6 protein-coding genes, 1 pseudogene and 1 riboswitch are annotated in these 7,041 nt (G+C 66.1%); of the genes and pseudogenes, 5 read left to right on the forward strand and 2 right to left on the reverse strand.

Features of this window, described 5'->3' with window-relative positions; all coding sequences use genetic code 11:
* Positions 1-23: 23 nt before the first annotated feature.
* Both F1599_RS15200 and F1599_RS15205 read left to right on the forward strand, forming a co-directional pair.
* Positions 24-1,253: a fatty acid desaturase gene (locus tag F1599_RS15200; RefSeq protein ID WP_150083627.1), complete on the forward strand. Its 1,230-nt coding sequence runs from the start codon at positions 24-26 to the stop codon at positions 1,251-1,253.
* A 179-nt stretch (positions 1,254-1,432) separates the two neighbouring features.
* Positions 1,433-1,614: riboswitch (yybP-ykoY riboswitch) on the forward strand.
* Positions 1,615-1,663: 49 nt separating this feature from the next.
* Positions 1,664-2,239 carry a TMEM165/GDT1 family protein gene (locus F1599_RS15205; protein WP_150083629.1) on the forward strand — a complete coding sequence of 192 codons (576 nt, stop codon included), beginning with the start codon at positions 1,664-1,666 and terminating at the stop codon, positions 2,237-2,239.
* Between the two features lie 134 nt (positions 2,240-2,373).
* Here the strand turns inward: F1599_RS15205 and F1599_RS15210 are convergent, their stop codons facing one another.
* Positions 2,374-3,582 (reverse strand): urate hydroxylase PuuD, encoded by a 1,209-nt coding sequence (locus tag F1599_RS15210; protein ID WP_149319415.1) that lies wholly within the window; start codon positions 3,580-3,582, stop codon positions 2,374-2,376.
* A 31-nt stretch (positions 3,583-3,613) separates the two neighbouring features.
* On the reverse strand, positions 3,614-3,967 hold the full coding sequence (gene uraH, locus F1599_RS15215; RefSeq protein ID WP_149319441.1) for a hydroxyisourate hydrolase: 354 nt from the start codon (positions 3,965-3,967) through the stop codon (positions 3,614-3,616).
* Positions 3,968-4,260: 293 nt separating this feature from the next.
* On the opposite strand from uraH, the gene F1599_RS15220 reads away from it, so the two are divergent.
* The 3 genes and pseudogenes from F1599_RS15220 to F1599_RS15230 all read left to right on the forward strand — a co-directional run.
* The gene (locus tag F1599_RS15220) at positions 4,261-5,001 is read left to right on the forward strand and encodes a GntR family transcriptional regulator (RefSeq protein WP_006576976.1); all 741 of its coding nucleotides are present in this window, start codon (positions 4,261-4,263) and stop codon (positions 4,999-5,001) included.
* 179 nt (positions 5,002-5,180) lie between these two features.
* Positions 5,181-6,587, forward strand: a complete 1,407-nt coding sequence (locus F1599_RS15225) for a nucleobase:cation symporter-2 family protein (protein ID WP_149319416.1) — start codon at positions 5,181-5,183, stop codon at positions 6,585-6,587.
* A gap of 93 nt (positions 6,588-6,680) precedes the next feature.
* Positions 6,681-7,041 (forward strand): annotated as a pseudogene (locus tag F1599_RS15230) (allantoinase); the annotation flags it as partial.

Below are 7,041 nucleotides of genomic sequence, written 5' to 3' on the forward strand. Positions count from 1 at the left end.
CATTCGACAATGCCGATGCCAAGATGACCACACCCGCCTCAGCCGTTGCACCCGCCTCAGCCGTTGCACCCGCCTCAGCCGTTGCACCCGTCTCACCCGTCTCACCGGTTTCCCCCGCCCCAGCTGTTCCCGCGGACTCGGCCGTTCCGCCCGCCGATGCCGATGGTTCCGGCCATCCGCCCGCGCCGCTGTCTGCCGACGCGCCGCTGCCGCCGCGCAAGATCATCCGCAGCTGGCTGATTCCGCTGTCCGAGCGCAGCACGCCGCGCGCGCTGCTGCTGTTCGCGCTCGACGCGACGCTGTTCATCGCCGCCCTCGCCGCGCTGGTCGTCGCCCCGCACTGGCTCGCCAAGGTCGGGCTCGGCGTGCTGGCCGGCGTGCTGATCGCGCGCCTGTTCATCCTCGGGCACGATGCCTGCCACCAGAGCCTGACGCCGCGCCGCGGCCTGAACAAATGGCTGGGCCGGATCGCCTTCCTGCCGTCGCTGACGCCATACAGCCTGTGGGAGGTCGGCCATAACATCGTCCATCACGGCTATACCAACCTGAAGGGCTTCGACTTCGTCTGGGCCCCGTATTCGATGCAGGAATACGCGGCGCTGCCGTGGTGGCGGCGCGCGCTCGAACGGCTGTACCGCAACGGCCTGGGTGCCGGGCTGTATTACCTGATCGAGATCTGGTGGCTGAAGCTGTTTTTCCCCAGCCGGCGCCAGATGGCGACGCGCCGCAAGATCTTCCTGTTGGACTGCCTGCTGGTGGCCGGCTTTGCGGCGCTGTGGATCGGCGCGCTGGTCTGGCTGGCGCTGGCGACACAGCAGTCGGTCGCGCTGCTGCTGGTGGCCGGCTTCGCCGTGCCCTTCCTGGTCTGGAACGCGACCGTCGGCTTCGTGCTGTATGTCCACCATACCCATGAGAGCGTGGCCTGGTACGACAGCAAGGCGATGTGGGCGCGCGCGCAGCCCTTTGTCTCGACCACGGTCCATCTGCGCTTTCGCCATGGCGTCGGCGCGCTGCTGCACCACATCATGGAACACACCGCCCACCACGTCGACATGAGCGTGCCGCTGTACCGGCTCAAGCGCGCGCAGGCGCTGCTGGAACAGGCGCTGCCCGGCCGCATCGTGGTGCAGAACTTCTCGTGGCGCTGGTATTTCGATACCGCGCGCCGCTGCAAGCTGTACGACTTCGAGGCGCTGTGCTGGACCGATTTCCGCGGCCGCCGCACCACCGCGCCGTCGGCGGTGCCGGCGTAGTGGGCGCGGTGTTGGCGCGGCCCGGGCGCGGTGTTGGCGCGGTCCGGGCGCGGTCCGGGCGCGGTCCGGGCGCGATCTGTGCCCAGTCCGAGGCCGGTCTGCGCCAGATCCTGGCGCGATCCGCTGCGTCACAGGCTAGCCGTGGTATGGACGACCGCCTCGCAGACTGGCTATAATCGCGCTTCCTCATTGGGGAGTAGCCGCCCTGCCGCCCGGCACCCAGCCTGGCGACAGGGGCGTACGTCAACAGACTTGACCGCTTGCGGTTATGGCGTGCGCAGCTTCGGAACGGTGCAATGCCTGTTCCAGGGCCTGGCGAGACCGATGACGTCGTTTTTCGGCTGGGCCGGGGAAAACGCACGTCATTGGCATCTCGCGATGCGTCCGGCCCGCTGCTCCGATAACAACGAATGGAATCCCTGCTCGTCTCGACCGGTATCGTCGCCCTCGCGGAAATGGGCGACAAGACCCAGCTGCTCTCGCTCATCCTCGCTGCGCGCTACCGCAAGCCCATCCCCATCATCCTCGGCATCCTGATCGCGACGCTGGTCAATCACGGCCTGGCCGGCGCGCTCGGCGGCTGGATCACGCAAATGGTCGGCCCGGCGCTGCTGCGCTGGATCCTCGGCCTGGGCTTCATCGCGATGGGCGCATGGATGCTGATCCCCGACAAGCTCGACGAGACCGAAAAGCCCAAGGCAGTCAAGGGCGCGTTCGGCGTGCTGTGCGCGACCGTCGTGGTGTTCTTCTTCGCCGAGATGGGCGACAAGACCCAGATCGCCACCGTCGCCCTCGCCGCCCGCTTCAGCACCGATATCCTCGCCGTGGTCGCCGGCACCACGATCGGCATGATGCTGGCCAACGTGCCCGCCGTGCTGCTCGGCGAACGCTTCGCCCACCGGCTGCCGATCCGGCTGGTCCACCGCATCGCCGCGGCGGTGTTCGTCGCGCTGGGCGTGGTGGCGTTGATGGACATCGCGCGCTAGAACGCCCACCAGCCGCACCCAAAAAGCAGCCGCCCATAAAAAAACGGGGCTTTCGCCCCGTTCAAACCCTCGCCGGTCCGGTACTGCGGTCGCCGACTGCGCGGCCACCGGACCGTCGATCACCGATCGGTGGGTTATTGCGTCGTGTTGGCGCCGGACTCGAACCACTGGCCCAGCAGCGCGCGCTCGTCGTCCGTGATCTGCGTGACGTTGCCCAGAGGCATCGCCTTCTGCTGCACGGCCTGCTGATAGATCAGCTGGGCATGCGCCTTGATCTCGTCGGCGGTATCGAGCTTGATGCCCTTGGCCGCGGTCGGCATCATCTTCGGCGCCTCGGCATGGCACTGCACGCAGCGCGCGTTCATGATCTCCTGCACCTTGGCGAAGCTGACCTTGGTCGCGGTGGCGCCGTCCGGTTGCGCGGCCACAGGCTGGCGCGGCTGCGGGGCGATCATCACGGCGACCACGCCGAGCGCGGCAACGCCGGCGGCAGGCCACAGGACATTGATCTTGCCCTTGTGCTTCAGGATGAAGAACTGGCGGATCAGCACGCCGGCCAGCATGATCAGCACCAGCACGACCCAGTTGTACTTGTGCGCGTAGGTCATGCTGTAGTGGTTCGACAGCATCGCGAACAGCACCGGCAGCGTGAAATAGGTGTTATGCACGCTGCGCTGCTTGGCGTTCTTGCCGTGGATCGGATCGACCGGCTTGCCTTCGCGCATCGCCGCGACGGTCTTGCGCTGCCCCGGGATGATCCACACCAGCACGTTGGCGCTCATGATGGTCGCGATCATCGCGCCGGTCAGCAGGAACGCGGCGCGGCCCGAGAACAGATGGCAGGCCACATAGGCGGCCAGCACCACGTACAGCGCCACCAGGATGCCGACCACGCGATCGTTCTTGCCGAACACGCGGCAGATGCAGTCGTAGACCACCCAGCCCACCAGCAGGTACGCCACCGCCAGGCCGACCGCCGCGCCGGGCGACATGTCGTAGACGTTCTTGTCGATCAGGAACGTGCTGGCGTTGAACAGGTACAGCACCACCAGCAGCGCGAAGCCCGTCATCCAGGTCGAATACGACTCCCAATAGAACCAGTGCAGGTTCTCTGGCAGCTTCTTCGGTGCGGTCAGGTATTTCTGCGGGTTGTAGAAGCCGCCGCCGTGCACGGCCCACAGCTCGCCGCCGACGCCCTTGTCCACCAGATCGGGATCGACCGGCTTTTGCAGGCTGTTGTCCAGCCAGACGAAGTAGAACGACGAGCCGATCCACGCGATCGCGGTAATCACGTGGGCCCAGCGCAGCAGCAGATTGGCCCAGTCGAGAATGTAGCCTTCCATCTCTTGTCTCCTGTTTCCCTCGCTGCGCGAATCAGCTGCCGCGGTAGGTCGAATACGACCACGGCGACACCAGCAGCGGCACGTGGTAATGCGCGTTCGTATCGGCAATGCCGAAACGCAGCGTCACCACGTCGAGAAAGGCGGGCTCGGGCAACTGCACGCCGCGCGCGCGGAAATAATCCCCGGCACCGAATTCCAGCTCGTAGACGCCGACGGCAAAGTCGGCGCCCTCGAGCAGCGGCTGATCGCAACGGCCATCGTGATTGGTCACAACGGTCTTCAGCGTTTCGCGGCGATTGTCAACAATTTTGGAAAGGGTAATCGACAGGCCTTGGCCGGGAATGCCTGCGGCGGTGTCGAGAACGTGGGTGGTCAAGCGTCCCATGGTCTGGTTCCTTAGCACGTGGGTGGTGAGAGGCGCCGCTGCCTTCACTAGCACCATTTGTGGGTATGGTGCCCGCTCGGTACGTCATTTCAACGCATCCCGGCGCAGAACTGGTGCATGGCGACAATGCGCTGCACCAATCCGGATGACAACTGCGGGATTACCCGTAGTTGTCGAAAACCTGGTTCGGTTTTGTTGACAATATTGAATGCACAACCAAATAATTGTCAACAATTTTTGGATCGGCGCCCTCGGACGAGGCGCGGCCGAACCCTCTACCAGCGGGTGCCACGATGTCCAAGACTCTGAAGCTGATTGCCGGCGCCGATGAAGGCGCCGCGCCCAACGAAACGAAGCCGCGCAAGGGTTCGGTCGAGGAGCGCATGTATCACGAGATCTACGACGCGATCATGGAGCATCGGCTGCCGCCGCGCACCAAGCTGACCGAGCATTCGCTTTGCGAGATCTATGCCACCGCGCGGCACACCGTGCGCAAGGTGCTGGCCCGTCTCGCGGCCGACGGCATGGTGGACCTCGAACCGAATCGCGGCGCCTTCATCGCCAGCCCTTCCACCGACGAGGCGCACGACATGTTCGAGCTGCGCCAGATGCTCGAGCGCGCGGTGCTGGAAAAGCTCGCGGCGCAGCGCAATGTCCGCAGCGTGATCGCGCCGGTGCGCCAGATGGTCCAGCAGGAACGGCAGGCCTTCCTGAACAACGAACGGCCCAAGTGGATCCGGCTGTCGGCCGAATTCCATACCGCGCTCGCCGAGCTGTCCGGCAACGCGCTGCTGGTCACGATGATGCGCCGCCTGGTGTCGCGCACCACGCTGATGATCGCCAGCGTCGAGGCGCCGGGCAACAACGCCTGCTCCTTCGACGAACACGAGGCCATTCTCGATGCGCTGGAACAGGGCGACGCCGCCCTGGCGCAATCGCGCATGGCGCACCATCTCGGCGCCTGCGCCGACCGCGTACAGCCCGACGATCCGGGCAGCTTCGATCTTCGCAGCGTGCTGGGACGCTCCACCTAGCCCGCTGTTCCACCCTGCCGGCGCCCCGCCCAGCTTTCGCAGCCCGCCCAGCCACGCGCACCCTCGCAGGTGCCGGCAGCGGGCCCAGGCCCGGATCGTTCCGAACGATCTGGCCGGACGCACCAGAAGGCATGCGGACGCCAAGCAAACGTCCAACCATCGGAGAGGAGACAAACACAATGACAAGCGCAAGCACCACGGTCCCCACGGACCTGACCAACGAGCGCCTGCCCTCGGGGCGGCTGCTCGCGCTCGGGCTGCAGCATGTACTGGTGATGTACGCGGGCACCGTGGCGGTGCCGCTGATCGTCGGCGGCGCGCTGAAGCTGCCGAAGGACCAGCTGGCCTTCCTGATCAACGCCGACCTGTTCGCCGCCGGCATCGCCACGCTGATCCAGGCGTTCGGCTTCTGGAAATTCGGCATCCGGCTGCCGGTGATGATGGGTGTGACGTTCGCCTCGGTGGCGCCGATGATCGCGATCGGCACCGATCCCAATATCGGACTGCTGGGCATCTACGGCGCGGTGATTGCCTCCGGCCTGTTCGGCATCCTGATCGCGCCGATGATGGGCCGCATGCTCGGGCTGTTCCCGCCCGTGGTGACCGGCACGGTGATCACGCTGATCGGCGTGTCGCTGATGCGGGTCGGCATCAACTGGGCCGCCGGCGGCCAGCCCACCACCCGCGCGGTGATCGACGGCGTGGTCAAGGAAGTGCCCAACCTCGCCTACGGCGACCTGACCAACCTCGGCATCGCGGGGGCGGTGCTGGTCATCATCCTGCTGCTGACCAAGTACGGCCGCGGCCTGGTGTCGAACTGCGCGGTGCTGCTCGGCATCATCGCCGGCACGCTGATCGCGATGGCGATGGGCAAGGTGTCGTTCGAAGGCCTGCACGAGGCGAGCTATGTGGCCGTCATCACGCCGTTGCATTTCGGCATGCCGACCTTCCACTTCTCGGCGATCCTGTCGATGTGCATCGTGATGGTGATCACGCTGGTCGAATCGACCGGCATGTTCCTTGCACTGGCGGACATCACCGGCAAGCGGCTGTCCAACGCCGACCTGACGCGCGGCCTGCGCGCCGACGGCCTGGGCACGGTGATCGGCGGCGTGTTCAATACCTTCCCGTACACCTCGTTCTCGCAGAATGTGGGCCTCGTCACCGTGACCGGCGTGCGTTCGCGCTATGTCGCGGCGGCGGGCGGCCTGATCCTGATCGCCTTCGGCCTGTTCCCCAAGATGGCGCACGTGGTTGCCTCGGTGCCCCAGTTCGTGCTGGGCGGCGCCGGCATCGTGATGTTCGGCATGGTGGCCGCGACCGGCATCCGCATCCTGGGCTCGTGCGATTTCAACCGCAACCGCCACAACCTGTTCATCGTCGCGATCTCGATCGGCTTCGGCATGATCCCGACGCTGTCACCGACCTTCTTCCAGTACCTGCCGAGCTGGACCCATGCGATCACGCACAGCGGCATCGTGCTGGGCACCGTGGTCGCGGTGGCGCTGAACCTGTTCTACAACGGCATGCAGTCGGCCGACGAAGCGATGCGCAACGCGGCCGCCAATACCCACGGCACGGAATAAGGCCAGCCGTGCAATCGCCCGCGTCGCCGCCTCGGTGGCGGCGCGGGCCGGGTCGATGCCGTGCGGCCTGTTTTGACAACCCGAGTGACCCTGATGACAAACCATAACTATCCACGCGATCTGATCGGTTACGGCAGCCAGCCGCCGCATGCCCAATGGCCGGGCGGCGCGCGCGTGGCGCTGCAGTTCGTGCTCAATTACGAGGAAGGCGGCGAGAACTGCGTGCTGCATGGCGACGCGGCGTCCGAGCAGTTCCTCTCCGAGATCGTCGGCGCGGCGGCCTACCCCGACCGCCACATGAGCATGGAGAGCATCTACGAATACGGTTCGCGCGCCGGTGTCTGGCGCATCCTGCGCGAGTTCGAGCAGCGCGGCCTGCCGCTGACCATCTTCGGGGTGTCGATGGCGCTGCAGCGCCATCCCGAGCTGACCCGCGCCTTCGTCGAGCTGGGCC

Source organism: Cupriavidus cauae, from assembly GCF_008632125.1.
Taxonomy (GTDB): Bacteria; Pseudomonadota; Gammaproteobacteria; order Burkholderiales; family Burkholderiaceae; genus Cupriavidus; species Cupriavidus cauae.

What these genes read in the sequence shown, in the direction of transcription:
- F1599_RS15200 (WP_150083627.1), top strand. Translation starts at nt 24, where the DNA reads ATGACCACACCCGCCTCAGCCGTTGCACCCGCCTCAGCCGTTGCACCC.
- F1599_RS15205 (WP_150083629.1), top strand. Translation starts at nt 1,664, where the DNA reads ATGGAATCCCTGCTCGTCTCGACCGGTATCGTCGCCCTCGCGGAAATG.
- F1599_RS15210 (WP_149319415.1), bottom strand. Translation starts at nt 3,582, where the DNA reads ATGGAAGGCTACATTCTCGACTGGGCCAATCTGCTGCTGCGCTGGGCC.
- uraH (WP_149319441.1), bottom strand. Translation starts at nt 3,967, where the DNA reads ATGGGACGCTTGACCACCCACGTTCTCGACACCGCCGCAGGCATTCCC.
- F1599_RS15220 (WP_006576976.1), top strand. Translation starts at nt 4,261, where the DNA reads ATGTCCAAGACTCTGAAGCTGATTGCCGGCGCCGATGAAGGCGCCGCG.
- F1599_RS15225 (WP_149319416.1), top strand. Translation starts at nt 5,181, where the DNA reads ATGACAAGCGCAAGCACCACGGTCCCCACGGACCTGACCAACGAGCGC.